A 26,067-nucleotide genomic window follows, 5' to 3' on the forward strand; every position below is an offset into this window, starting at 1 on the left:
TGAAAACGCGCCCCGAAAGGCGCGTTGAAATTTTAGACCAGACGGCTCTGTTCAATCGCCGCTTCAATAAAGGAGGCGAAGAGCGGATGCGGTTCGAATGGTCGGGACTTCAGTTCCGGATGATACTGAACGCCGATAAACCATGGGTGATCAGGATATTCAACCGTTTCAGGCAGAACGCCATCCGGCGACATACCTGCAAAGCTCAGTCCAGCAGTCTCAAGACGTTCCTTGTAGTCAACATTGACTTCATAGCGATGACGGTGACGCTCGGAAATACCGGTCGAACCATAAATTTCCGCGATTTTCGACCCCGGCTTCAGCGCTGCTTCATAAGCTCCAAGACGCATTGTGCCACCCAGATCGCCTGCTGCCGCACGCTTCTCAAGCATATTACCCTTCAACCACTCGGTCATGAGGCCGACAACCGGCTCCTTGGTCGGGCCGAACTCTGTCGAAGAGGCGTTTTCGATACCTACGAGATTGCGCGCTGCTTCAATACAGGCCATTTGCATGCCGAAGCAGATGCCAAAGTATGGAACCTTGCGTTCGCGAGCGAACTTCGCTGCAAGGATCTTCCCCTCTGCACCACGCTCGCCGAAGCCACCCGGCACCAGGATACCGTGAACCTTTTCCAAATATGGAGCCGGATCTTCGCTTTCGAAGACTTCCGCCTCGATCCAGTCAAGATTGACTTTAACCTTGTTGGCAAGGCCTCCATGATAAAGTGCCTCGATCAGCGACTTATAAGCATCCTTGAGACCGGTATATTTGCCGACGATGGCGATGGTGACTTCGCCTTCCGGATTATGAAGACGGTTGGAAACCTCTTCCCAGCGATCCATACGCGGCTTCGGAGCCGGATCGATACCGAATGCTGACAGAACTTCCGAATCAAGGCCTTCCTTATGATAGGCAATAGGAACGTCGTAGATCGTGGCAACGTCGAGCGCCTGAATAACTGCGCTTTCGCGCACATTACAGAACAACGACAGCTTGCGACGTTCTGATTCAGGAATTTCACGATCCGCGCGGACCAGAAGGATATCTGGAGCAATACCGATAGAACGCAGTTCCTTGACCGAATGCTGGGTCGGCTTGGTCTTCAGTTCGCCAGCGGCCGGAATATACGGCATCAAGGTCAGATGGATATAAACTGCCGTTCCACGTGGCAATTCGTTACCAAGCTGACGGATGGCTTCGAGGAACGGCATGGCTTCGATGTCGCCAACCGTGCCACCGATTTCGCAAAGAACGAAATCATAATCTTCGTTACCTTCCAGGACGAAGTTCTTGATCTCGTCGGTTACATGCGGAATAACCTGAACCGTCGCACCGAGATAATCGCCGCGGCGTTCCTTTTCGATGATGTTACGGTAGATGCGACCGGTCGTAATGTTGTCCTGCTGATTGGCAGGGCGACCGGTGAATCGCTCGTAATGGCCCAGATCGAGGTCTGTTTCGGCACCATCGTCAGTGACGAACACCTCACCGTGCTGGTAAGGCGACATCGTGCCGGGATCGACATTCAGATAAGGGTCGAGTTTACGGATACGCACGCGGTAACCGCGTGCCTGAAGGAGTGCAGCCAGTGCTGCGGCAGCTATGCCTTTTCCAAGGGAAGAAACCACGCCGCCAGTGATGAATACATATCGCGCCATGGGCTTATCCCGTTAGACTTTCTTGATTGATTCCGCCACAAAAAAATGCACCCCGGTGCTCTTTTTCACCGAAGCCAAGCGATAATCGTCGTTGTACAAAGAAGAACCGGAGCCAGAAACCCCGGAGCGAATGCGTCCGTACTCTCTAGCGCCCCTATTCAAATAAAGCCATATCGAAGCTCGAAATCCACAGCTTCAACCCGCCGGAATAGCCACTTGCGCAAAAGAGAAAGCCGGGCCCATAAGCCCGGCGACCTTAGGATAGCCATTTACAGATCAGAGAACAACCACTTCGGTACCCAGGCCGACACGATCATAAAGATCCATCACATCCTCATTAATCATACGGAAACAGCCATTGGAAGCCGAGCTACCGATCGTCCAAGGCTGCACCGTGCCGTGAATGCGGATGTAGGTGTCTTTGTTACCCTGAAATAGATACATGGCACGCGATCCCAGCGGATTACCTGGACCGCCATCCATGCCGTTCTTGAAGCGACCATAGTGGGCTGGGTCACGTTCAATCATTTCCTTGGTCGGAATCCAACGCGGCCATTCACGCTTGGCGCTGATCGTCGCCTTTCCCTGGAATTCCAAGCCCTGCTTGCCAACAGCAATGCCATAACGGCGCGCAGTCGAAGAGGTTTCCACAAGATAAAGAAAGCGCTGCTTTGGATCGATCACTATCGTACCCGGCTTGTAACCGCTGAAAGCAACTTCCTGCGGGCGGAACTTTGGATCAATGTTGTACTTGGTGGCCTTAACCCCGTTGCCGCTTTTGGAAGCCTTTTTCTTCTTCGGCTTTTCTGGGTTGGCCTTGGCATCACTTGAAAGAGCAACCTGCTGAACGATCGCGGCAGCTTCATTGAGCTGCGCTTCAGCACTTACCGGCGAAGCTGCAAATGCGGGAGCAGTTGCTCCAATGCTGAGACTTGCAATACCTGCCATCAGAATACGGCGTGAAAACATGTTCGGTTCCCGAAAATTCAAATACAAGGGAGAAACGCCTGTCGCCTTGATTGCGACCGAGCTTTCGCTCTGCTTACTGCAAAGCGATCCGGTTCTCAATTCGCTGCCTTTATTGTGCAATGCGATTCGCATCAGCATATTGCCGAGCTGCAACACTTTGCAACCTCGTGGATAGCAAAAAGAAAACCGGCCACTTGGGCCGGCTTCGCATTCTTTTCATTATGCTCATGCTTTTACTGCGAGCTTGGAACTGGGTTAGCCGGGGCTTCCGGAACAATCGGAGCTTGCGGCTGAGCTGCATCAGACTGCGTTGGTGGCGCTTCAGCGTTTGGAACTGCCGGCGCAGCCTGATTGGCCTCAGGACGCGAAGACTCACCACCCAACTGGTTTAGAATACCGCCACCATTGCCGCTCGCCGGAGCAGTCTGGCTACCGGATGCCGCCGGAATTCGGTTGAGAATATCGGTCGGCTTTTCTCCGTAGCGCGCCATGATGCCGAGAATAAGCGAGGTCGCAAAAAAGCCAATCGCGAGAATAGCTGTTGCGCGGGTCAGCGCATTGGCTGCGCCACGAGCAGTCATGAACCCCGAACCACCGCCAATGCCAAGGCCGCCGCCTTCCGAACGCTGGATAAGTACAACGCCGACAAGCGCCAGCACGATCAACAAATGAATGACAATGATTACGGTCTGCATGGGTTACGGTCTTTATATCCCTAAAACTAGAGCGGCTCTTTACACGCTATTGTCCGATAATCCAAGCCCCGAAGCCAAGATAGACAGACGTGATGTGCCGGTTACAAATTACGATAGGTTTCGCATATGGCGAGAAAATCGTTCGCCTTCAAGCTCGCACCACCGACAAGCGCACCGTCAACATCTGCAACACCGAGCAGTTCCAATGCGTTTGAAGGCTTGACCGAGCCGCCATAAAGCAGCCGAAGATGCGCGCCTTTCGCGCCAAAACGTTCAATCAGCTGCTCACGCATGAAGGCATGCGCTGCGCGCACATCCTGCACAGTCGGCGTGAGTCCGGTACCGATTGCCCAGACCGGCTCGTAAGCAATGATCGTATTCTCGGCATTGACGCCATCCGGCAAGGAGCCAGCAAGCTGCTTGCCAATAACATCCAGCGTGCGCTCGGCTTTTCGCTCATCAGCAGTTTCACCGACGCAGACGATTGCGATCAGTCCTGCTGCCCATGCTGCCTCCGTCTTGGCGCAAACGGTCTCATTGCTTTCATGATGATCAGTCCGACGCTCGGAATGACCGACTATCACATGCGTCGCACCTGCTTCCTTCAGCATTTCTGCGGAAACATCTCCCGTATGGGCGCCGGACACTTTATGGTGAGTATCCTGACCGCCAAGACCAACGGTCTCGCCTTCGAGCGTTTCTGCCGCGCGGGAAAGAAGTGTCGCAGGCACGCAGATGACTGCATCAAGCTTGCGACCGAGATCGGAGCTCAGACCAGCAGCAATCGCGCGCAATTCGGTCAGGGATTCTCCCGTGCCATTCATCTTCCAGTTGCCAGCAACCAGCGGACGGATTCCCGGAGTCATTCTGTTCTCCTCGCCTGTTCAAAACAGCAGATGCGACCGCCTGATGAGAGCTGGTCAGCACCAAAATTTGCCACTGACTAAGCGTATTCGTGCCGCAATGCAAATGTTCTTGACTACCTATATGCAATGAGACCTTGCATATAGGGCTGGCTTGAGGTTATCCCCTGACTGGCTCTATCTATAAACGCCGAGCTTCAATTTATTCTTGAAGGGTTTCCAATGCTCGACAGCCTGCGCTCCGCCGCTCAATCCTGGGTCGCCAAACTTCTGCTTGGCTTGCTTGTACTGAGCTTTGCGATTTGGGGCATCTCCGATGTTTTTCGCGGCGGCTTGTCTGGCAATGCCGCTCTGACGGCTGGTGGTTCCGAAGTGAGCGCCACTGACTATCGTTTTGCCTATGAGCAACAGATGATGCGCCTATCTCAACAGTTCCGCCAGCGTTTGACGCGCGAACAAGCCAAAGCGCTCGGTGTCGAAAATCAGGTACTCGCCCAGCTCGCCGCCGGCGTGGTTCTGGATGAAGGCGCGCGCAACATGCAGCTCGGCCTTTCCAAGGACGGAATTGCGCGCCTAACCGGCGAAGATCCGGCATTCCATGACGCAAGCGGCAACTTCAATCGTGCACAATTCGATGCGGTACTTCGTCAATCAGGTATTCGTGCACAAGATTATCTAGACAATCGCGCGAAAGTGGCCCGCCGGCAGCAGATTGTGGAAGCTGCAACCGACGGCATCAAGCTTCCAAATGCAGCACTGAAAGCGCTGGCGCTTTACCAGGGCGAAACCCGCAGCGTTGACTATTTGACCATTCAGGCTGAGAAGGCCGATGCTATCCCAGATCCGACCGGAGAAGCGCTTAAGTCCTATTTTGAAGCGCACAAAGATGAGTACAAGGCACCGGAATACCGGAAAATAACCTATGTGAAACTTGAACCCACGGATATCGCCGATCCGTCAGCCGTCACTCAGGACGAAATCAACGAATACTACGAAAAGAATAAGGACCGCTTCAGCACGCTCGAAAAGCGCACCATCGAGCAGTTGAGCTTTGCCGATGACGCCGCTGCCCAAGCCGCCCAAAAGAAAATAGCTGCCGGAACGAGCTTCATCGATATCGGCAAAGAACAGGGCAAAACGGAAGACGACCTAAAGCTTGGTACGTTTGAGAAGTCCGCCATTCCTGATCAAGCGGTTGCTGATGCAGCTTTTGCACTGGCAGCGAATGGTGTCAGCTCGGTCGTGAAGGGGAGCTTCGGTCCGGTTATTCTGCGCGTGACTCAGATCGAACCAGCTCATGTCAAGCCGCTTACAGAGGTTGAAGGTGAAATTCGCACAACGCTTGCCAACAATATCGCAGCAAGCAGCATCAGCGGTATTCATGACTCTTATGAGCAAGACCGGTCCGACGGAGCATCCATGGCTGATGTTGCAAAGAAGCTGAGCCTCAAGTCCGTCACAGTGGAAGCCGTTGATGCCGAGGGTAATGATCCTTCTGGTCATCCTGTACAGTTGCCAAATGCCGAAGCGCTGCTTTCTGCGGCCTTTCAGGCCGACCAGGGTTTCGACAACGACGCTCTGACCATGGGCAATGTTGGCTATCTCTGGTATCAGGTTGATGGTGTGACTCAGGCTCGTGAACGTACGCTCGACGAAGTAAAAGACAAGGTCGTCGCTGCATGGAAAGGCGAGGAAGCTGTCAAGCGCCTCAATCAGCGTGTGGAGGAATTGAAGAAGCGCCTCGACAGCGGCGCGACACTCGACACGATTGCTGCAGAGCTAAGCGTTGAAAAGCAAACCAAGCGTGGTATCGTCCGCACAACCAATGACGCCGATATCGGTACAGCCGCCGCAGCGCAGATTTTCCGTGGAGCCAACGGCCTGACCGGCAGCGCCGCAGCACCTTCGGATGATGCACAGATACTGTTCAAGGTTGTCGAAGTAACGGAACCTGCCGGAGCAGGCCCGGAAGCTATTCCGGAACAGCAGCAGAAGTATTTGGCGACCTCCCTCTCGGATGATGTTCTTGAACAACTCGTCGGCGAATTGCAGAAGCAGTATCCTGTGAAGATAAACCAGACCGTCATCAACAACGCTCTGGCGTTTTAAGGATGGTGGGCATTCAAAATGGCTGATCTGAAACCTTATATAGCGAAAGCTGCTGCTGGAGAGCCACTTTCGCTTCAGGACTCCAGGGCTGCCTTCGACATCATGATGTCGGGCCAAGCCACACCGTCGCAAATCGGCGGATTGCTGATGGCTTTGCGCGTTCGCGGTGAAACTGTGCCGGAAATTGCCGGTGCCGTTGCCTCCATGCGCTCGCGCATGCTGGCAGTTTCCGCTCCCGACAATGCAATCGATATTGTTGGAACTGGTGGCGATCAGTCTGGTTCATACAATGTTTCAAGCTGCTCGGCGTTTGTTGTCGCCGGCGCAGGTGTTCCTGTCGCCAAACATGGCAATCGCGCCCTGTCTTCCCGCTCCGGTGCAGCAGATGCTTTAGCCGCGCTCGGCATTAATATCGAGGCCGACGCGAACATCATTGGTCGATGCATTACGGAAGCAGGTCTTGGCTTCATGTTTGCACCTATGCACCATTCTGCCATGCGCCATGTCGGCCCCTCCCGGGTTGAACTCGGCACGCGCACCATTTTCAATCTGCTCGGTCCTCTTTCCAATCCGGCCAGCGTCAAGCGCCAGCTTGTCGGTGTGTTTGCACCACAATGGCTCGTACCGCTGGCTGAGGTGCTCAATGAACTGGGGTCCGAAGCGGCTTGGGTTGTTTACGGAGACGGTCTCGACGAGATGACCACCGCAGGTACGACACACGTTGCTGCGCTCGAAAACGGCCAGATTCGTACGTTTGAAATTACACCAGAAGAAGTTGGACTTCGTCGTTGCAATCCCTCCGAACTGAAAGGTGGCGAGGCTTCGGTAAATGCCAAGGCTCTGCTGGGCGTACTTGAAGGCGAGAAGAACGCCTATCGAGACATCGTCCTGCTCAATTCCGGTGCAGCACTCGTCATTGCAGGCAAGGCCGAAGACTTGAAAGAAGGCATCGCACTCGCCGCACAATCCATCGACAGCAGTGCGGCACTTGCTGTTTTGCAGAAAGTGATTGCTGTTTCGAATGACAAGGCCGCTTGACGGAAAGGATTAAGTTATGTCCACCGACATTCTGCGCAAGATTGAAGCTTACAAGCGCGAAGAAATCGCCGCTGCAAAGGCCAAGCGCACAGTCGCTGATTTGAAAGCACATGCGCAGGATCAGGAAGCGCCGCGTGGCTTCCTCAAGGCATTGGAAGCGAAACGCGCCGCCGGTGAATTCGCCTTGATTGCTGAAATCAAGAAGGCAAGTCCGTCGAAAGGCCTTATCCGTCCCGATTTCGATCCGCCCGCACTTGCACAAGCCTATGATATTGGTGGCGCCGCATGTCTTTCTGTGCTGACTGACACGCCATCCTTTCAGGGAGCACCAGAATTTCTGACGGCAGCCCGCAACGCTTGCAGGCTTCCTGCCCTGCGCAAGGATTTTCTGTACGATACCTATCAAGTACACGAAGCCCGCAGTTGGGGGGCTGACTGCATTTTGATCATTCTTGCGAGCGTTGACGATGATCTGGCGAAGGCACTCGAAGAAACGTCATTCGAACTCGGTATGGATGCACTCATCGAAGTACACGACGAAGCCGAGATGGAACGCGCACTAAAGCTATCGTCGCGTCTGCTTGGTATCAACAATCGCAACTTGCGTACATTCGAGGTCGATCTGGCCATTTCCGAACGCCTGTCGAAGATGGCGCCATCCGATCGTGTTCTGGTTGGTGAAAGCGGCATCTTCACACATGGTGATTGTCTGCGCCTGGAAAAAACCGGGATCGGAACATTCCTCATCGGCGAGAGTCTGATGCGGCAGGCAGACGTCGCGGCAGCTACCCGTGAGCTCCTGACCGGCAAGGCTTGAGTAATGACGTCCAAACTGACACATATAGACCAGACCGGCGCTGCCAACATGGTGGATGTTGGCGCCAAGGACGAAACTGAACGTCAAGCCACGGCCGAGGGATCAGTACGAATGAAGCCAGAAACGCTGGCACTGATTCTGGACGGCAATGCAGCGAAGGGCGACGTCATCGGCGCAGCGCGTCTCGCGGGCCTCATGGCAGCCAAAAAGACAGCCGACCTTATTCCCCTCTGCCATCCGCTGATGCTGACAAAAGTAGCTGTCGAGATCGAACCTGATCAAGCACTACCGGGTTTGCGTGTTCGCGCACTCGCCAAGCTCAAAGGACGTACCGGCGTAGAAATGGAAGCCCTAGTCGCTGTTTCAGTTACATGTCTTACGATCTATGACATGGCCAAGGCCGCCGACAGACATATGGAGATCGGCGGCATCCGTGTTACCGAAAAGAGCGGCGGCAAGTCAGGTGACTGGACGACATAAACCGCTAGACTTTGCGCAGGATCAATTGCCCCGCGCGGATTCTATAATGTAGTCGGGTCTACAATTCAGTTCGAGAGGAAACATCATGTCCCTTCTCCCGGTCGATGAAGCTCTGGCCCGCATCCTGAAATCCGCAGAACCTCACCGCACAGAACGCGTCGCTTTGTCAGATGCGGGTGGACGCATAGTCGCAACACCTGTTGTGGCACATTTTCTACAGCCGCCATTCGACGGGTCGGCGATGGACGGCTATGCCCTGATCGCACCAAACGACATCTCCTATCCCGTTGAATTCGATATTATTGGCGAATCAGCGGCGGGCAATCGCTTCGAAGGCGAAATGGGTATTGGGCAGGCAGTTCGCATTTTTACCGGCGCGCCACTACCCCGAGGCGCGAACACAATTGTCATTCAGGAACACACCGGACGTTCGGGTAACCGGTTAACTGTTCACGAGGGAATACAACCAGGACGACATATACGCCGGGCGGGTCTGGATTTCTCCCCCGGCAACGTTGTCATTCCGAGCAGGCGAGAGCTGGATGCCGCTGCTCTGTCGCTGGCGGCAGCCAGCGGCAATGCGGAGGTCGAAGTATTCCAGAAGCCCAAAGTGGCGATCATTGCGACGGGTGATGAACTCGTCTCACCAGGCAAAACACCCGGAAAAGACCAGATTGTCGCGTCGAACAGTGTTGGAATTGCCGAAATTGTAAGGCGAGCCGGCGGAACTCCCCAAGACAAAGGGATCATTCCAGATGATTCCGCCGAAATCGAGCGGGCGGTAGCCGACGGCCTGCAAAGCGGCATAGACGTTCTGGTGACAATCGGCGGAGCTTCCGTCGGTGACCGAGATTTTGTGCATGGAGCACTGCAGAAGCTCGGTATCAATCTCGACTTCTGGAAGATCGCCATGCGCCCCGGCAAACCTCTCATGTATGGGCGTATTGAAACGAACGGCAAAGTTGTCCATGTCATCGGACTACCGGGGAACCCCGTTTCAAGTCTCGTCTGCAGCCTTGTTTTTCTCCGTCCGCTTGTCGCCAAGCTTGCCGGAACCAGTATCGATGCCGATATCCGTCCTGCAAAGCTGGGTATGACGCTGCCTGCAAACGATCATCGTCGGGATTATATTAGAGCTACCATCGAATCAGCCTCAGACGGCACGCTGATTGCGAAGCCGTTTCCAGTACAGGATTCGTCTATGCTTTCCGCCCTTGTTGGCTCAAAAGCACTTCTCATCCGGGACGAGAATGCTCCTGAAGCCGCAGTCGGTGACGCCTGTCGTGTTCTAATGCTATAAATCTCGCATGCATATTGAGCGGACAAAAGCATGAGAAACGGAACTAAGTCATAATAGAATATATATTATTCAGAGTTTCGCCCTAGGTTCCGCATCGGTGACTATCTCACTCTGAAACATTCTGTCCAATGCCACCGAGAGCGTTAATAATTTTAAAACCATTGCAGAACAAGACTGGAACATATAGTGTTCGTTCTGGTTTTGTTTTTCTCGATTCTTGGCCGGGAGGGTGTTGCACATGTTAACCCGCAAACAGCACGAGCTTCTGCTGTTCATTCATGAACGTCTGAAAGAAACGGGCATTCCGCCATCTTTTGACGAGATGAAAGAAGCGCTCGACCTGGCTTCAAAATCGGGCATTCATCGTCTGATTACCGCTCTGGAAGAGCGGGGGTTCATTCGCCGTTTGCCGAACCGAGCCCGCGCACTTGAGGTATTGCGTCTGCCAGATTCCATCGCCCCGGGGCTCAATGCGCAAAAGAAGTTTGCTCCCAGCGTTATCGAAGGTAGCTTGGGCAAAACCCCTCCACCTCCTCCGCCGTCGCGTCCGACCTCTTTGGCTACGAATGACGACACATCTGGAACCGTGTCCGTGCCAGTTATGGGGCGAATTGCTGCCGGTGTGCCCATCTCCGCGATTCAGAACCAGACGCATTCCCTCAGCCTTCCACCCGAAATGATCGGCACGGGTGAGCATTACGCACTTGAGGTCAGGGGCGACTCAATGATCGATGCAGGAATTTTCGATGGAGATACGGTCATCATCAGGCGGGGTGAGTCCGCAAATCCCGGTGAAATCGTGGTCGCTCTCGTTGATGACGAAGAAGCGACGTTGAAACGCTTCCGTCGAAAAGGTGCATCTATTGCCCTTGAAGCAGCCAACCCGGCCTATGAAACACGAATTTTTGGACCCGATCGAGTACGGGTTCAGGGTAAACTGGTTGGCCTGATCCGCCGCTACTAGAGGGCTTCTAGCATGAATGCGAAAATGCCTCGTGCAGGATGGATGAGTAACGCGCCAAGATTGAGCTTATCCAGACTCCATCTGGAAGGAGTCTGTTCCAGACTGGAAGTACTCGAAAGTCATTAGTTGCGATTTTCTTTATTGCTGGCAGCTATTGTACAGTTTTTTGCGGTTGGGCCCGGCGAGATTTGGGCTTGTACTCGCGCTCGGCTAGTCCGCGGGCCGCACGAGAATGAATGCGATGCAAATGCCAAGGACGTCTCGGCACGTCGACTGCATAAGTAATCCGGTCATCTGAACCTGAACCAAGCGTTATCTGACTCTCATCGGGCTTTGCAGTTTCATTCGTCTCGCCCGATGAAGTTGCAGTGAATGGGCTTGCGTCTCGTCCTTTGCCAAGCCTGATCTCGACAGTTCCTTTCAATGCCAGGTCGCGCTTGCTGATACTGAGAATTGTGGAGCGATGGCATACAGTATTCTGACCCGGAACAGCGAGAATAACCACGTCCCCGATATTGCAAGCAGCCTCCTGCATGGTAACATCTGCTGTGTAGGTTAGTGTGCGGCCATCGCGCAAAGTAATCGTGCATAAATGGTCAGCACATTCGAAGCCGTCATAATTATCTGTCGTCTTGTTACCGGTGGAAAGCGGTGAGACGAATTCATTGATCAGATAGGCGGTTTTCCAATTGTCGATCGTAAACTGTGATGGTCGATTCCGATTAACCGCGAACCGCCCGTCCGGCAGTCGAACCCCTACCAGTTTAGCATCTTCCGAGACAACAATATCGGGAAAGGGCTCACTGATAAAAACAACCAGTCCCCAAACGATGAACGGCAATGCGAGTGCTTTCAGTCTGGTGGAAAGCACAACGGCCAGAACGAGCGCGATGGTCCAAAGGAGAAGTGTGAGTGCGGGCATCGCTCCGGGATTTCCATCGGGCGACCAAGTTGCGACGAAGGCGGCGATGTGTCTGACCACCCAAATACCCCAGCCCATGAACTGCAAGGGCACCCAATCAAGCTGCAATGGCATCAATACGAGACTAAAGACGGCGAACGGCATAATAAGCAGAGCGATCACAGGCTCAGCGAGAATATTACCCACTAAGCCGAACGGCGCCGTGTTGTTGAAATGATAGGCTGCGAAAATTCCGCTGCCTAATCCTGCTATGAGGGAAGTGGCTGCTGCCGCTGCTACCAATTTCAGAACTTTCCCTACGAAACTGTGAGTGGCCGCGGCTCGCTTTACTGTGCCAATGCGCTTGCTCCTGTTGCGCTCGCTCCACCAAGCATATCCCGCGATCAACGCGGCAGTGGCAGAGAACGACATTTGAAAACTCGGCCCCAGTATCTCGTGCGGTGAAATCGCAATCATGGCGAGAGCAGCGATGGCGAGGTTGCGCATACTGATGGCGGCGCGGTCTACTAGCAAGGCTCCGAGCATTACCGCAATCATCACATAACTTCGTTGGGCAGCGACATCTGCACCTGACATAGCAAGATAGAACGTACAGCTCAGCAGCGAGAGAAATGCCGCATATTTTTTCACCGGATGTCGTACGCTGAACGCCGGAAATAGCGCAAAAAGAGACCGCAATGACAACATCACCACGCCGGCAGCCAGTGCCATATGCAAGCCGGAAATCGACAGAATATGTGCAAGCCCAGCCTTGCGTAAATCTTCATTCGTCTGCTCGCTGATCCCCGCCCGCGTGCCTGCTATGAGTGCCGAAGCGACACTGCCGTCCTCCCCACCGATCACTTCGTCGATTCGTTCAGACACGCGAACGCGCAACATGGCAATCCATTGGGAGATTTCTGCAGTCAGTTCATCAGGCGGAGAAACCGTCGCTACTTTGGGCGTCCCGAGAAAAAAACCGTTGGCACCAATGCCATTGAAATAGGCGTGAAACGAAAAATCGTAATTGCCGGGACGGACCGGACCTGACGGGATACGCAATCGCGCGAAACCAGTCAGTCCATTACCGATGGCCGTGGACGCCGGTATATCCCTCGCATTCAAGCGAATACGCTTCGGTGGAAAACGGAGTTTTGGACGCTCTGTCTGGATCACATCAAGTGTTATCCGCCAGCTGCCATTATCCTGATACTCCAAGGCGACAACCCTGCCCGTCACGCGTGTCGCTACATCGGAGCCAAGCATCGGCGTCGCACGGCGTTCTGTCTCCCATTTGCTGAGAACAAGCCCTCCCAGCAGAGCAATTGCCAATGTTGCGCCTTGCGCAACAGCGAATTGCCTGCGCGTTACAATCCGCAATACTATAGTGATTCCGAGCATGGATAAGAGTGGCGTCCATGCTGGCTCGAATGAAAGCGTGAAATAAATGATTGCGCCGATCCCAGTAAAAACCGGCAGCAGAAGAAAGAATACACCACGTCCGACTTCAGTTTCGACCGAAAACTTGAACTGTCTACCCGCAATCGACAGCATAAGCAGAAACCGTTCACGCAGACTCGGTTCGGAAGGCTTGATCGACTGTGAATGCGTTGAACGCCCGGCTTCGTCTGGAGACCACACCTCTGGCAACAGAGAGCGCACCAAACCGTCGGGCAGGCTTTTCACAAGCGCACGTTCGTTTGCATCACCCACTTCCCTGATGCCCGTCATGCCCCCGCCTGACCGCAAAAGTTAGCCACACCGCCGGAATACCCGAAAGAACGGCAGCACATTCGTGCGAAAGGGGTGCGAAGCCCTTGCGCACATTGCTGCCTATGCTACATGAACCGCAGCCGAAATCGAGTGGGTTCGAACAACGAACCGCGATTACCTGTCGGACAATCTCGCGCCGGCATCGGAATTCAAGTTCGCGCCTGTGTCTCCGGCATCTGCCGCTGCTCTAACAAGGCGCACGATATAGTGGAGCTATCATGTCGAAACCGGTCGTTACCCGTTTTGCCCCCTCGCCCACGGGGTATCTGCACATTGGTGGTGCGCGCACCGCCTTGTTCAATTGGCTCTATGCCAAGCATACTGGCGGCAAGATGCTACTGCGCATCGAGGATACCGACCGGGAACGTTCGACAGACGCCGCGACGGCTGCCATTCTTGATGGCCTGACCTGGTTGGGACTGGACTGGGATGGCGATGCCATCTCGCAGTTCGAGCGTGCGCCTCGCCATCGCGAAGTGGCGGAAGAACTCGTTGCTCTCGGCAAGGCGTATTATTGCTACGCAACGCCGGAAGAGCTGGAAGAAATGCGCGAGAAAGCACGTGCCGAAGGCCGCCCGCCACGCTATGACGGTCGCTGGCGAGATCGTGACCCGTCTGAAGCGCCTGTAGGCGTGAAGCCCGTCATTCGGATCAAGGCACCCCAAGAAGGTGAAACCGTCGTGCAGGATGCAGTTCAGGGCGACGTGCGTTTCCCGAACAAGGATCTGGACGATTTCATCATCCTGCGTTCCGATGGCACGCCGACTTACATGCATGCAGTCGTTGTCGATGATCACGACATGGGTGTGACGCATATCATTCGCGGCGACGATCATCTGACAAATGCTGCGCGGCAAACTATCATCTACGATGCAATGGGCTGGGACGTGCCACAAATGTCGCATATCCCCCTCATTCACGGGGCAGACGGTGCAAAACTCTCGAAGCGTCATGGCGCTCTGGGTGTAGACGCATACCGTGCGATGGGCTACTTGCCTGCCGCCCTGCGCAACTACCTCGTGCGCCTAGGCTGGAGCCACGGTGATGATGAGATCATGTCGACCGAGCAGATGATTGAATGGTTCGACGTAACGGATATCAACAAAGGCGCTGCTCGCTTCGATTTCCAGAAGCTTGAGGCAATCAATGGTGTCTATATGCGCGCCAGCGACGACAAGACCCTCTATGATGCGCTTATCGCAGTTCTGCCGGAAATCGAAGGTGGCAATGAAATTGCCGCTGCTTTGGACGACAAGCGAAGCGCACAATTGCTTGCCGCTATGCCTGGCCTGAAGGATCGTGCAAAAACCTTGGTGGAATTGGCCGACGGATCGAGATTTATCTTCGCCGCCCGTCCGCTTTACCTTGATGAAAAGGCAGCCTCGCTTCTGAATGATGAAGGTCGTACCGTCCTCAAATCCGTACTTCCGGATCTCGAGGCAGCAGGCGAATGGACTGTTGAATCTCTTGACGCCGTTGTAAGGACTCACGCGGAGAAAACCGGACTGAAACTGGGCAAGATTGCACAACCTCTTCGTGCGGCACTGACCGGTCGCGCCACCTCACCGGGTGTGTTCGACGTGCTTTTTGTCCTTGGACGCGAAGAGTCACTTGGACGTATCCGCGATCAAATCGGTTAAGGTGGGAACATTCACGCTGACGTGACAAAACCGGCCTAAATAGTTCAAATTACGCATTGCATCACGAACCGTTTGGGATAGTTTGACGGGCAAAATCGTTAGGATAATGCGTGAAACGCCGATGGTCCCCGCAGCCGGGGACCAAGCCAAAAGATAAAAGACAAATTATAACGACGATTACAATTCTGCCGTCGTGCGGGCGGCAAAGTGGACATGAAAGGAAACACGATGTCAGATAGGACAGCCAGCTTTACACTAGAAGGCAAAACATTCGACCTGCCTGTGCGACAAGGCACTGTCGGACCAGACGTCGTTGATATCGGTCCACTCTACAAAAATTCCCAGATGTTCACCTACGATCCGGGCTTTACGTCCACGGCATCGTGCGAATCCAAGATCACTTACATTGATGGCGATGAAGGCACCCTGCTCTATCGCGGTTATCCGATTGATCAGCTCGCCGAGCACGGTGATTTCCTGGAAACATGCTATCTGCTTCTCTACGGCGAATTGCCGACTGCGACCCAGAAGTCGGACTTCGACTATCGTGTAACGCGCCACACGATGATTCACGAACAGATGACGAAGTTCTTTACGGGCTTTCGTCGTGACGCGCATCCAATGGCTGTGATGGTCGGTTGCGTTGGTGCGATGTCGGCTTTCTATCATGACTCGACCGACATTACCGATCCGCATCAGCGTATGGTCGCGTCGATCCGTCTGATCGCCAAGGTTCCGACACTTGCTGCCATGGCCTACAAGTACCACATCGGCCAGCCGTTCATGTATCCGAAGAACGACCTCGACTTCGCATCGAACTTCCTGCATATGTGCTTTGGCGTTCCATGCGAGGATTACAAGGTCAATCCGGTTCTGGCCCGCGCGATGGACCGCATTTTCATCCTCCACGCTGACCACGAGCAGAACGCCTCGACCTCGACCGTCCGTCTTGCCGGCTCATCTGGCGCCAATCCTTTTGCGTGCATCGCTGCCGGCGTCGCCTGTCTCTGGGGGCCTGCTCATGGCGGCGCAAACGAAGCCGCCCTTAACATGCTGGCTGAAATCGGTTCGGTAGACCGCATTCCGGAATTCATCGCCCGTGCAAAGGACAAGAACGATCCATTCCGTCTGATGGGCTTCGGTCACCGCGTCTACAAGAACTACGATCCGCGCGCCAAGATCATGCAGAAGACCTGCCATGAAGTTCTGGGCGAACTCGGCATCAAGGACGATCCGTTGCTCGACGTTGCGATGGAACTGGAAAAGATCGCCCTGACGGACGAATACTTCATTGAGAAGAAGCTTTATCCGAATATCGACTTCTACTCCGGCATCACGCTTAAGGCTCTCGGATTCCCGACCGAAATGTTTACGGTTCTCTTTGCTCTCGCCCGCACCGTTGGCTGGGTCGCACAGTGGAAGGAAATGATCGAAGATCCGCAGCAGAAAATCGGCCGTCCCCGCCAGCTCTATACCGGTGCTGCCGAACGCGATTACGTGCCGCTCGCAAAGCGTAAGTAATTATCAATCGCTAGAGAAAAAAACCCGGTTGCTCTGACAACCGGGTTTTTTATTTCCAGAGTAGTTCAAGCATAAATGCGAGGTACTTCGCAGCGAAATCAGTTTCTGGTCTCGCCAACAAGTTCCAAAATGACCCGCGCACCGATCTCGCCGGAAGGTTTTTCTGTCGCCATGATCGACGCGACTCTGTCAAACCCATCCAATTGCGCCTGACGAGCCGATCCGGGCCGCATCAGCCGTTCAAGGTTGCGAGCAAGCATCCCTGAGCGGACAAACTCATTGAAATACTCTGGCACGACCGGTTCATCGGCTATGATATTTGGCAGAGCTGCGCTCCAGATCGTAATCTTCGGCATCAAAAACTTACGCGCAAACCAGTCCGCTTTATAGGAAAGTACGCTTGGGATGCGCGATAGAGCCAGCTCCAGCGACACAGTACCGGAGGCCGCAAGCGCCGCATCGGCTTTAGAAAATGCTTTCCACTTTTCCTCATCGCCCAAGACAATGAGCGGCTTGACTACCCAGTTCTTTGAAAGATCTCGCACCATTTCCTCAATGCGTGGCAATGTCGGCAGGACAACGTCAAGCTTTTCCACGCGCGTCGCGAGCTCGCCGACGGCCTGTCCAAATGGTTCCATAAGGAGCTGGATTTCAGTACGACGTGAACCCGGTAAAACAAGCAGTGTTTTCCGCGTTTCCTCCGTTCGTTGCGCTTCGAGAGCTTTTTGCTGAGCGCGCGCCTGCAAAATCGGCCCATAACTGGAGAGACGATGCCCGACATAAGTGGAGCTTGGTCCGCTTAACCGCTGCATGACCTCGACTTCAAATGGAAGAATAGTCAGCACATGGTCGAAATAAGACTTCATCGCCCTGGCGCGTTGCGGCCGCCATGCCCAAACGCTCGGCGCTATATATTTCACAATGGGAATTAAAGGATTCGCCGCCCTGATCTTCTGGGCAACACGATGGGTAAACTCGGGGCTGTCGATGAGGAGAACGCAATCTGGCTTCTCTGCAACAATGCGCCGCGCAGTCTGGCCTATACGTCGCATCAGACCCGGCAAGTTCTTCAAAATTGCGCCAAGCCCCATAAGCGCAATCTCGTGTGGATCAAAGAAGGGCTTCATTCCCCGAGCCGTAAGATGATCACCGCCAACGCCGACGATATCAACCAGTCGGTCAGTCTGGCTTCGCAGAGCATCAATCAGATCGGCACCAAGAAGATCACCGGATTCTTCGCCAGCCACGATCGCTATTTTCAATGGCCGACTGTTGGTGCTCACTTCTTGATGTCCTTTCGGGCGCGACTGACGGTTTCTATGAACAAGCCTCTTTCATTGGCTCTCGCAACGGCTTCACCGAAGCCTAGAATGAATGTCCTGCCAGCCTCAACCGCTATTCCCGATAATCCCGCCTTTGAAGCGGTATCAACGGTCGAAACTCCGATAGTTGGGAGGTCTGCTCTTTCGTCTTGTTGTGGCTTCGCCATTTTCACAAGAACACCACCGTGACGCGGTATGCGGCCAGCCGCACGCAACGCGCCGACACGCTCAATCATCTGATCAGTGCCTTCAGCCCCTTCAAGCGCCACAACACGTCCGCCAACTGCAACGGCACCTTGCCCGACATCGAGGTCTCCCAAACGAAGCGCTGCCTCCATCGCGAGTTCAATATTACGGCGTTCCCTGGTATCCGGTGCAGTGCGGGTAAGCACTTGTGCTGGTGAAGGGGAAAGGAGATCCGGGACGACTTCGTGAGCACCTACAACTTTGAACCCCAGAGATTCCAGCAATCCTATAAATGCACGCAACAACGCATCGTCGCCCTTCCCCAACGCACGCAACACATAAGGAACTGCACGCAATGTAGGCCAGTCAAACTTTAGGTCACTGACCTGAGGTCTGCTGGTCACTCCTCCAGCAAGCACAATTCGCTCCACACCGGCAGCCTTCATCGACCGCACGAGTTTTGCAAACTCTACGATAGAAATTTCCTGATGCTCAAACTTGTAGAGTGCCGGATCGGCTTCCCCTCGCAGCGGCACGAGGAATGGATTTTTTCCCGCAGCCTCTAGCGCAGCGGCCACATTGATCGGCAACAAGCCATTGCCGGCTATAATAGCAATGCGTCCCGCATCATTTGCGAGACGCATTTGTTCCTCAATTTTCGTCGCCGTCATGCCCGGCTCCGCCGTGCACCGCATCGAGCGGCGGTGTGCAGTAGGCGCGCTTGGTGTCGACATTGATAAAATCGATCATGTCAATGACAGCCGGAGAATCCGGTATCGCAATCAGAACATCTTTAGCTCGGTCCCGAATTGGCTTTGTACGGTCAAACAGCATTCGGACAGCATGACGAAGATTATGAATCTCCTTGCGTTCCATACCAGAACGCTTCATGCCAACGATGTTCAATCCACCGAGATGAGCGTGCACCCCAATCGCCATGCCATAGGGAATCAGGTCGCTCACAATGGCAGCCATACCGCCGACGAAAGCGTGATGCCCGATGCGAACAAACTGATGGATAGCAGCGCCGCCGCCCAGAATTGCATGATGCCCGATCGTCGTATGACCACCGATCATCACATTGTTTGAAAATGTAACGTGATCGCCAATGTCACAGTCATGCGCCACATGCGCGTAAGCCAGAAATGAACAATCATCGCCAACCGACGTGTAGCCTCGCGCACTGTCAGACCCTTTGTGCATAGTCACGCCTTCGCGGACCAGGCAATTTGCGCCAATGTTGAGCTTGGTAGCCCCCCCCTTATGCTTGCCATTCTGTGGATCGCAACCCAGAACAGCATGCGGATAAACCTTTGCGCCCGCGCCGAGCGTCGTCGCGCCGGTCACCACAACATGGCTCATCAGTTCCGAATTGTCGCCGATGATGGCGCCAGACTGAATGTGGCAGAAAGGGCCGACAGACACTCCTTGCCCCAATTCCACACCCGGCTCTATGAGCGCAGTAGGATGAATAAATGTTTCTTTCATTGATATGCTCACTGGCTTTCTTCAGCTGTGCTGATCATGGCAGCGACTTCAGCCTCCGCAACCTTTACACCGTCAACTTCGGCGATGCATTCGTATTTAGAAATATTTGCTCGTTGCTTGATCTTCTTTACGTGAAGCAAAAGTCTATCTCCCGGTACGACCGGACGACGGAATTTTGCATTATCGATAGTCATGAAATAAACAACACCTGGACGTCCGGTCTTACGCTGCAGCAAAGAAATGGCACCTGCTGTCTGTGCCATGGCTTCAACAATCAATACGCCTGGCATGATAGGCTTTTCAGGAAAATGCCCCGTAAAATGCGGTTCGTTGAACGTTACGTTCTTGATACCGGTTGCAGAGACGTCGCCGTCAATGTCGACAATTCGGTCGATCAGCAAAAACGGATAGCGATGCGGCAGCACGGCCAGAATGTCCTGGATATCTGCTGCTTCCAGCTTGGTCTGATTTGCATCACTCATCAGAGGATTGTTCCTTTCTCGATTGCCCGATGCTGCGGATGTTTGCAATATCACGGAACCACTGCTTGATAGGCCGCGCGGGAATGCCACCCCAACGCTCACCATCGGGTATGTCATTCATAACGCCGCTCGCCGCTGCGATCTGCACGCGCGAGCCAATAACCAAATGATCGGCAAGTCCGACACGTCCACCCAGCATCGTCTGGTCGCCAATGACACAGCTACCCGAGATACCGCAATGGGCCGCAACAATACAAAACCGACCGATCCGCACGTTATGCGCGATCTGGACAAGATTATCGATCTTTGTACCTTCACCGATAATGGTATCGCTCAAGGAACCACGATCAATCGTCGTATTGGCACCAATCTCAACATTGTCCTGTATGATAACTCTCCCAAGCTGGGGAACTTTCTCCAAACCGGCAGGGCCTGGAACATAGCCGAAACCATCCTGTCCAATTCGCACACCTGGATGAAGCGAAACCTGGTTGCCAATAAAGGCACACTGGACGGTCACGCCCGGTGCAATATAGCTGTTGCGACCAATCTGGCTGCCTTCCCCGATGACCGCCGTCGATGCGATCAGTGTACCGCTACCAACGGTTACCTCCTTACCGATAACTGCGCCCGCCTCGACAGTCGCGCCATCTTCGATATGCGCAGTCGGATGAATAATCGCTGCCGGAGAAACACCTGTTTCTCCAAACAAGCTGACAGGTCTGACTGATGCGGGAAATAGCATGCGCCCGACCGACGCGAAGTCTCGTTGCGGATTTCGTGTAACCAACGCGGCTATATGCGACGGTACGCTATCCAGCACAGCTTCAGTACACAGCACACCTGCAGCATTGATCAGGGAGAGACCATCCGCGTTCTTCTTGCCTTCAACGAAAACAAGGGAACCTTCAGTCGCATCCTTGAGAGAAGAAAGCCGCACAACAGAACGCGGCGCAAGCTTCGATTCGCGAAGCTTTGCACCGGTAAAATCTGCTATATCGCCAATCGTGAGTTCACGCGAAGGCGCAAAGAAAACAGGATCTGCCATCAAAACACTTTCTTCCCCGGGGTTGTTACCCCGGGAAAAGGCAAACCTATTAGAACTTGGTCGAAACACCGAAGTTGAAGTTCTGAACCTTGTCGGTATCAGCCTTCGCGATCGGGAACGCATAGTCGAAGCGCAACGGACCGAACGGCGAAGCCCACATCAAGCTAACACCTGCCGAAGCGCGAAGCTTCTTGTCGTCACCATAAATTGGCGAACCACCCTGCGAGGAGTCGTTACCATATAGCGTCGCGGCATCAGCGAACAATGCGCCACGGACACCCAGGCTTTCAGGAACGAGCGGCATCGGGAACTGAACTTCAGCAGTACCGTTGATATAGGTCGTCCCCCCCATCCAGTAGCGCTTGCCGTTCGCGGCGTCCTGATAAGGACCGATACCATTGAATTTGAAGCCGCGGATGATATCCGAATTGTTCTTGAACAAGTCAAAGATACGAACGCCATCATCACCGAACTCGTGGATATAACCACCGCCAATGCCCAACATACCGACGATATCGGCTTCCTGAGAAAGCGTCTTGTAGTAGTTACCCTTGAACGTAGTCTTGATGTACTTGGCATCACCGCCAAGACCTGCGAACTCCTGCGTAAACTTGCTATAAAGACCGTCATGCGGGTTCTTCATGTCGTCAATGGAGTTGTAGGTTAGCGAATAGCTGACCGACGAACGGAGCCATGGGCTATGCTCAGCAGCTTCAAGCAATGCAGGAGCATAGTAGTCCTGCGCATCAGCGCGGAACAGGTCATACTTTTCCTGAACCAGATTATATGCGATTCCGGCTGAGAAATTGTCCGTAATCGGCAGACCGAAACGAATGGTACCGCCTGTCTGCTCAACATCGTAATCGTCATTCACGCGGTACGTACGACGGAATACATCAAAACCAGCCGAGAGCCGGTATCCGAGGAAATATGGCTCGGTAAATGACAGGCCGTAATTGCGCATATCATCCTGACCTGCACCCGCACTAATACGGATGTACTGGCCGCGCCCGAGGAAGTTACGCTCGGTGATAGCAGCTTCAACCTGCGCACCTGGAGATTCACCGCCTGTCGTATACCCACCGCCGATTGAGAATTCACCTGTCGATTTTTCGACGACATCAACCACCAGAATAACCTGATCCGGTTCAGAACCCGGTGCAGTTGAAATATTGACCGTCTGGAAGAAATCTAGCGCCTCAAGACGACGCTTGGCACGCTGCACCATAACCTGATTGAAGGCATCACCCTCATTCATGTCGAATTCGCGACGAATCACGAAGTCGCGGGTCTTGTCATTGCCACGAATTTCAATGCGCTGGATATAAGCGCGCGGACCTTCATCAACACTATAAATGACCGAGATCGTGTGGTTCTCAAAGTCACGATCACCGCGCGGCTCAACCTTTGCGAAAGCATAACCGCTGCCAGCAACGTTTTCGGTAACCGCAAGAACCGAATCTTCGACTTCCTTGGCGCTGTAAGGCTTGCCTGAACGGGTCTTGACCAAATGATCAAGAGCCTGCCCATCAACACCGTCAACATTGCTCTCGACGCTTACATTGCCGAACGTATAGCGCTGCCCCTCATCAACCGTGATGGTGATCGTGTACTCATTTGTAGAGGGATCAAGAACTGCGTTCGACGAAATGACGCGGAAATCTGCATAGCCGCGATTGTAATAGAAACGACGGAGCGTTTCTTCGTCAGCCTGTAGACGCCCTTCATCATAAACGTCATTGCGCGTCAGCCACGAAAGCGGATTCGAACGCTTGGTCGAGATCACATCGCGCAAACGGCGGGCACTAAATGCCTGATTACCAACGAAATCGACATTTGCGATCTTCGTACGCGAGCCTTCGTTGATTTCATAGACAACGTTCACACGCCCCTGACCGAGATCGACCGTACGTGCATTTACAGTCGCATCGCTGCGCCCGACATGTGCATAGGCCCCCTTGATAGCCTCAACGTCCGCTTCCATCGTCGCAGCATCATAAGGCGAACGCGGCTTAAGCTGGACCGCTCGAGCAAGATCTGGATCCTTGATCTTCTTGTTGCCTTGGAAAAGGACGTTGTTGACGACCGAACGCTCAGAAACATTCACGACAAGCGTGCTGCCGGACTGATTGATGCGAACATCCGAGAACAGACCCATCGCGAACAAACGCTTCACAGCAGCATCGATATCAGCGCTGGTGAAGGCCTTGCCCGGACGAATATCAATATTGTCACGGATGGACTGCGCGTCGACGCGTGCATTACCACGCACCTCGATACGGCTAACGACAGCAGCCTCAGCAACATTTACCGAAGTTAGCGAGAGTGCAGCGGCACCCGAAGCTACAAGAGCCACTGACATGGCGAGCGCAGAAGCGGCGCCAAAGAATTTAGAACTTGCCGTCATAGGCTTTCCGAACCTTCGTTTCTTTCTGTCCCCGGGGCGATTAACCCAGAAAAGCACGTACAGATACAACCGTCATACCCGGTTTTTCCATACAAGCAAGCGTCACGGTTAAATTCTGTTTACTTAAGCTACCAGCGTGGCATCCGCGCCACGCGATTTAAGCGTTATGGTAAACAAATCGCTTAGCTTTTCCAGCAGTCACTCCCAATTTTCACTTCTGTTTAACATCTTCCCCGACCCTGGCCAGAGAAGATACGCATCATGGCGGTTAGCTGGCTAGAACTCTCCAGCCTGCACCGATCCCCCAAGATCGCCACCTGTGCCAGCCGGAGAGTCATCTAGCAGGCAAACAGGTCGTTGAAAAGCACGAACCCCATGAATCCCATAACAAGGAGAAAGCCTACGCGATAGAAAATTTCCTGCGCCGCAGTCGACACCGGACTACCCTTTATGGCTTCCACTGCATAGAAAACCAGATGGCCGCCATCCAGTGGAGGCAAGGGAAACAGGTTCAAAAGCCCTATGCCAACCGACAACATAGCCATCAACTGAATGAGCCAATCAAAACCCTGACTTGCTGCCTTACCTGCCATATTGGCAATTTTCACCGGTCCTCCAAGCTGACATTTATCCTCGCGTCCAACCGCAAAACGCTGAAAGAATTCACCGGTACGGCTGATAATATAGCCTGTTTCCATGACAGCTTGCCCCACTGATTCGAGGGGACCATACTCAATTCGACGGAAATTACCGACAGCTTCTGTGGTTTCTACGCCGATGGCGCCAAGCTTGACTTTGTTTCCAAGTGGGTCAGTTCGCTCGACAATCGCTGGAACGGCCTGCAAATCCACCATTTTGCCATCACGCTCTACAGTGAAATTCAGCTTATCGCCTGCCCGGCCAGACACAATGCGCTGCACGTCTGAAAAAGTTGTGATCTTCTCCCCATCGACACTGATAAATCGATCTCCAGCCTCAAAACCGGCTTCTGCTGCAGGACTACCAGGCTGGACGCCAGCAATAAGAGGGTCGGAAATCTGACGCCCGTACAGTGCGAAAAAGACGCTGAAAATGACGATTGTCAGAATGATATTAAAAGCGGGGCCAGCAAAGACGGTAGCTGCGCGTTTCCATACAGGCTGGGTATGAAATGCCCTTTGCTGCTCGTCCGCGCTCAGAATTCCGTTATCGACATTGACTGGAGAGCTCGTGGCGCTTTCATCTCCGATGAACTTGACATAGCCACCAAGCGGAATGGCGGAAATCTTCCATCGTGTTCCGTGCTTGTCCGTGAAGCCGACCAGTTCGGGTCCGAACCCGATGGAAAAAGCCTGAGAGCCAATGCCGCACCAGCGCGCAACGAGATAGTGCCCCATCTCATGGACAAAAACCACGACAGTCAGAACAAAGAGAAATGGAATGATGGTGCCGACAAGCAAGCTTTCGCCACCCAGAAAAAAGGCCAACGCCTCCTGCAAATCACTACTCCCTACACAATGCTAAAGGGCCTTCCGAAGAACCGAATAAATTTCGAGGAATTCCACAAATTCATCCGTCGCGCCCTTAGAAACTGAAGAATATCGCGGACGGCACGTCTGGCTCTGCAACAATTGCACCAAACAGGTACAAAAGTGCGGCAGCCGCAACAAGCCCGTCGACGCGATCAAGAACACCGCCATGTCCCGGCAGAAGACGTCCTGAGTCCTTTGCGCCGAACTGGCGCTTCACCCATGATTCTGCAAGGTCGCCGATCTGTGAAACGATAGACAGCAGCAACGCGAGCAATGGTACGAGCCAACTGCCGGGTGCAGCCACTAGAGATGCAACCAGAATACCACCGGCCACCGCAGCGGCGGCACCACCGATAGCGCCGGACCAAGTCTTATTAGGCGAAAAGCGAGGAGCAAGCTTCGGGCCGCCTAACGCCCGACCATTAAAATAGGCTGCAATATCGGTGGACCAGACAACGGCGAAAAGGAAAACGATGGCGGTAAAGCCGAATGGCTCGTCGCCGCGCAGGAGTGAAAGCGAAGTAGCAGAAAATCCTGCATATAGGAGGCCCACCGCTGGCCAGGCACGCCCTGTCCGCCATTGTGTGATCAAAAGAATGAATGCCCCCCCGAACAGAACACTGATCGTCAACAAGGCGCTCCGGTCCAACACGAGCAAAATGCAAGTAAGCACTAGCCATCCCCAGCCGAACGCACGCGAGAACAATGTCTGCTTTGGTGCAGTCAGATTCGTCCACTCGTGGAACATGGCCAATCCGATCGCAATCGAGAACAGCGTAAAACCCAAACCTCCGACCCAGGTCAGCCACAAAGCGACTGCACCGAGGACAACGGCGGTAACGATGCGGGTTTGCAGATTGGACATTGAGACCTTTCGACGGACTGGCTAGCG

21 protein-coding genes are annotated in these 26,067 nt (G+C 53.8%); 8 read left to right on the forward strand and 13 right to left on the reverse strand.

The window, feature by feature from the left end; all coding sequences use genetic code 11:
• Positions 1–32: 32 nt before the first annotated feature.
• From FJQ48_RS16355 to tpiA, 4 genes are all read right to left on the reverse strand, one after another.
• A complete protein-coding gene (locus FJQ48_RS16355; RefSeq protein WP_139976004.1) occupies positions 33–1,661 on the reverse strand; it encodes a CTP synthase in 1,629 nt (542 codons plus the stop codon).
• Positions 1,662–1,937: 276 nt separating this feature from the next.
• Entirely contained in the window at positions 1,938–2,630 is a 693-nt protein-coding gene (locus tag FJQ48_RS16360) for a L,D-transpeptidase (protein WP_139976005.1), read from the reverse strand.
• A gap of 233 nt (positions 2,631–2,863) precedes the next feature.
• Positions 2,864–3,325 (reverse strand): preprotein translocase subunit SecG, encoded by a 462-nt coding sequence (secG, locus tag FJQ48_RS16365; protein ID WP_139976006.1) that lies wholly within the window; start codon positions 3,323–3,325, stop codon positions 2,864–2,866.
• Positions 3,326–3,426: 101 nt separating this feature from the next.
• Complete coding sequence (gene tpiA, locus FJQ48_RS16370) at positions 3,427–4,191, reverse strand: triose-phosphate isomerase (protein WP_139976007.1); 765 nt, start codon at positions 4,189–4,191, stop codon at positions 3,427–3,429.
• Positions 4,192–4,410: 219 nt separating this feature from the next.
• Between tpiA and FJQ48_RS16375 the strand changes: the two genes are divergently transcribed.
• The 6 genes from FJQ48_RS16375 (at position 4,411) to lexA (ending at position 10,896) form a co-directional block, all read left to right on the forward strand.
• Entirely contained in the window at positions 4,411–6,297 is a 1,887-nt protein-coding gene (locus tag FJQ48_RS16375; protein ID WP_139976008.1) for a peptidyl-prolyl cis-trans isomerase, read from the forward strand.
• An 18-nt stretch (positions 6,298–6,315) separates the two neighbouring features.
• Positions 6,316–7,335 (forward strand): anthranilate phosphoribosyltransferase, encoded by a 1,020-nt coding sequence (gene trpD / locus FJQ48_RS16380; RefSeq protein ID WP_139976009.1) that lies wholly within the window; start codon positions 6,316–6,318, stop codon positions 7,333–7,335.
• A 16-nt stretch (positions 7,336–7,351) separates the two neighbouring features.
• Positions 7,352–8,152: an indole-3-glycerol phosphate synthase TrpC gene (gene trpC / locus FJQ48_RS16385; protein WP_139976010.1), complete on the forward strand. Its 801-nt coding sequence runs from the start codon at positions 7,352–7,354 to the stop codon at positions 8,150–8,152.
• Positions 8,153–8,155: 3 nt separating this feature from the next.
• The gene (gene moaC / locus FJQ48_RS16390) at positions 8,156–8,632 is read left to right on the forward strand and encodes a cyclic pyranopterin monophosphate synthase MoaC (RefSeq protein WP_139976011.1); all 477 of its coding nucleotides are present in this window, start codon (positions 8,156–8,158) and stop codon (positions 8,630–8,632) included.
• An 85-nt stretch (positions 8,633–8,717) separates the two neighbouring features.
• Positions 8,718–9,932 carry a gephyrin-like molybdotransferase Glp gene (gene glp, locus FJQ48_RS16395; RefSeq protein ID WP_139976012.1) on the forward strand — a complete coding sequence of 405 codons (1,215 nt, stop codon included), beginning with the start codon at positions 8,718–8,720 and terminating at the stop codon, positions 9,930–9,932.
• A 238-nt stretch (positions 9,933–10,170) separates the two neighbouring features.
• The gene (gene lexA / locus FJQ48_RS16400) at positions 10,171–10,896 is read left to right on the forward strand and encodes a transcriptional repressor LexA (RefSeq protein ID WP_139976013.1); all 726 of its coding nucleotides are present in this window, start codon (positions 10,171–10,173) and stop codon (positions 10,894–10,896) included.
• 151 nt (positions 10,897–11,047) lie between these two features.
• On the opposite strand, the gene FJQ48_RS16405 is transcribed toward lexA, so the two are convergent.
• Positions 11,048–13,528 carry a ComEC/Rec2 family competence protein gene (locus tag FJQ48_RS16405; RefSeq protein WP_139976014.1) on the reverse strand — a complete coding sequence of 827 codons (2,481 nt, stop codon included), beginning with the start codon at positions 13,526–13,528 and terminating at the stop codon, positions 11,048–11,050.
• 260 nt (positions 13,529–13,788) lie between these two features.
• Between FJQ48_RS16405 and gltX the strand changes: the two genes are divergently transcribed.
• Both gltX and gltA read left to right on the forward strand, forming a co-directional pair.
• Complete coding sequence (gltX, locus tag FJQ48_RS16410; RefSeq protein WP_139976015.1) at positions 13,789–15,210, forward strand: glutamate--tRNA ligase; 1,422 nt, start codon at positions 13,789–13,791, stop codon at positions 15,208–15,210.
• Positions 15,211–15,438: 228 nt separating this feature from the next.
• Positions 15,439–16,731, forward strand: a complete 1,293-nt coding sequence (gene gltA, locus FJQ48_RS16415; protein ID WP_061346486.1) for a citrate synthase — start codon at positions 15,439–15,441, stop codon at positions 16,729–16,731.
• 98 nt (positions 16,732–16,829) lie between these two features.
• Here the strand turns inward: gltA and lpxB are convergent, their stop codons facing one another.
• The 8 genes from lpxB to FJQ48_RS16455 form a co-directional block, all read right to left on the reverse strand.
• Positions 16,830–18,014 (reverse strand): lipid-A-disaccharide synthase, encoded by a 1,185-nt coding sequence (gene lpxB / locus FJQ48_RS16420; protein ID WP_139976016.1) that lies wholly within the window; start codon positions 18,012–18,014, stop codon positions 16,830–16,832.
• Positions 18,011–18,910 (reverse strand): LpxI family protein, encoded by a 900-nt coding sequence (locus FJQ48_RS16425; RefSeq protein WP_139976017.1) that lies wholly within the window; start codon positions 18,908–18,910, stop codon positions 18,011–18,013. The genes lpxB and FJQ48_RS16425 overlap by 4 nt, the downstream gene beginning before the upstream one ends.
• Complete coding sequence (gene lpxA / locus FJQ48_RS16430; RefSeq protein ID WP_139976018.1) at positions 18,891–19,727, reverse strand: acyl-ACP--UDP-N-acetylglucosamine O-acyltransferase; 837 nt, start codon at positions 19,725–19,727, stop codon at positions 18,891–18,893. Before lpxA ends, FJQ48_RS16425 begins: the two co-directional genes overlap by 20 nt.
• An 8-nt stretch (positions 19,728–19,735) precedes the next feature.
• Positions 19,736–20,209 (reverse strand): 3-hydroxyacyl-ACP dehydratase FabZ, encoded by a 474-nt coding sequence (gene fabZ / locus FJQ48_RS16435; protein WP_139976019.1) that lies wholly within the window; start codon positions 20,207–20,209, stop codon positions 19,736–19,738.
• Positions 20,202–21,257 (reverse strand): UDP-3-O-(3-hydroxymyristoyl)glucosamine N-acyltransferase, encoded by a 1,056-nt coding sequence (gene lpxD / locus FJQ48_RS16440; protein ID WP_139976020.1) that lies wholly within the window; start codon positions 21,255–21,257, stop codon positions 20,202–20,204. Before lpxD ends, fabZ begins: the two co-directional genes overlap by 8 nt.
• Positions 21,258–21,306: 49 nt before the next feature.
• The gene (bamA, locus tag FJQ48_RS16445) at positions 21,307–23,664 is read right to left on the reverse strand and encodes an outer membrane protein assembly factor BamA (protein WP_139976021.1); all 2,358 of its coding nucleotides are present in this window, start codon (positions 23,662–23,664) and stop codon (positions 21,307–21,309) included.
• Between the two features lie 338 nt (positions 23,665–24,002).
• Positions 24,003–25,142, reverse strand: coding sequence for an RIP metalloprotease RseP (gene rseP, locus FJQ48_RS16450; RefSeq protein ID WP_139976022.1), 1,140 nt, complete (start codon positions 25,140–25,142; stop codon positions 24,003–24,005).
• 85 nt (positions 25,143–25,227) lie between these two features.
• Positions 25,228–26,040 (reverse strand): phosphatidate cytidylyltransferase, encoded by an 813-nt coding sequence (locus tag FJQ48_RS16455; RefSeq protein ID WP_139976023.1) that lies wholly within the window; start codon positions 26,038–26,040, stop codon positions 25,228–25,230.
• Positions 26,041–26,067: the final 27 nt, after the last annotated feature.

The organism is Ochrobactrum sp. CGA5, assembly GCF_006345815.1.
Lineage (GTDB): Bacteria > Pseudomonadota > Alphaproteobacteria > Rhizobiales > Rhizobiaceae > Brucella.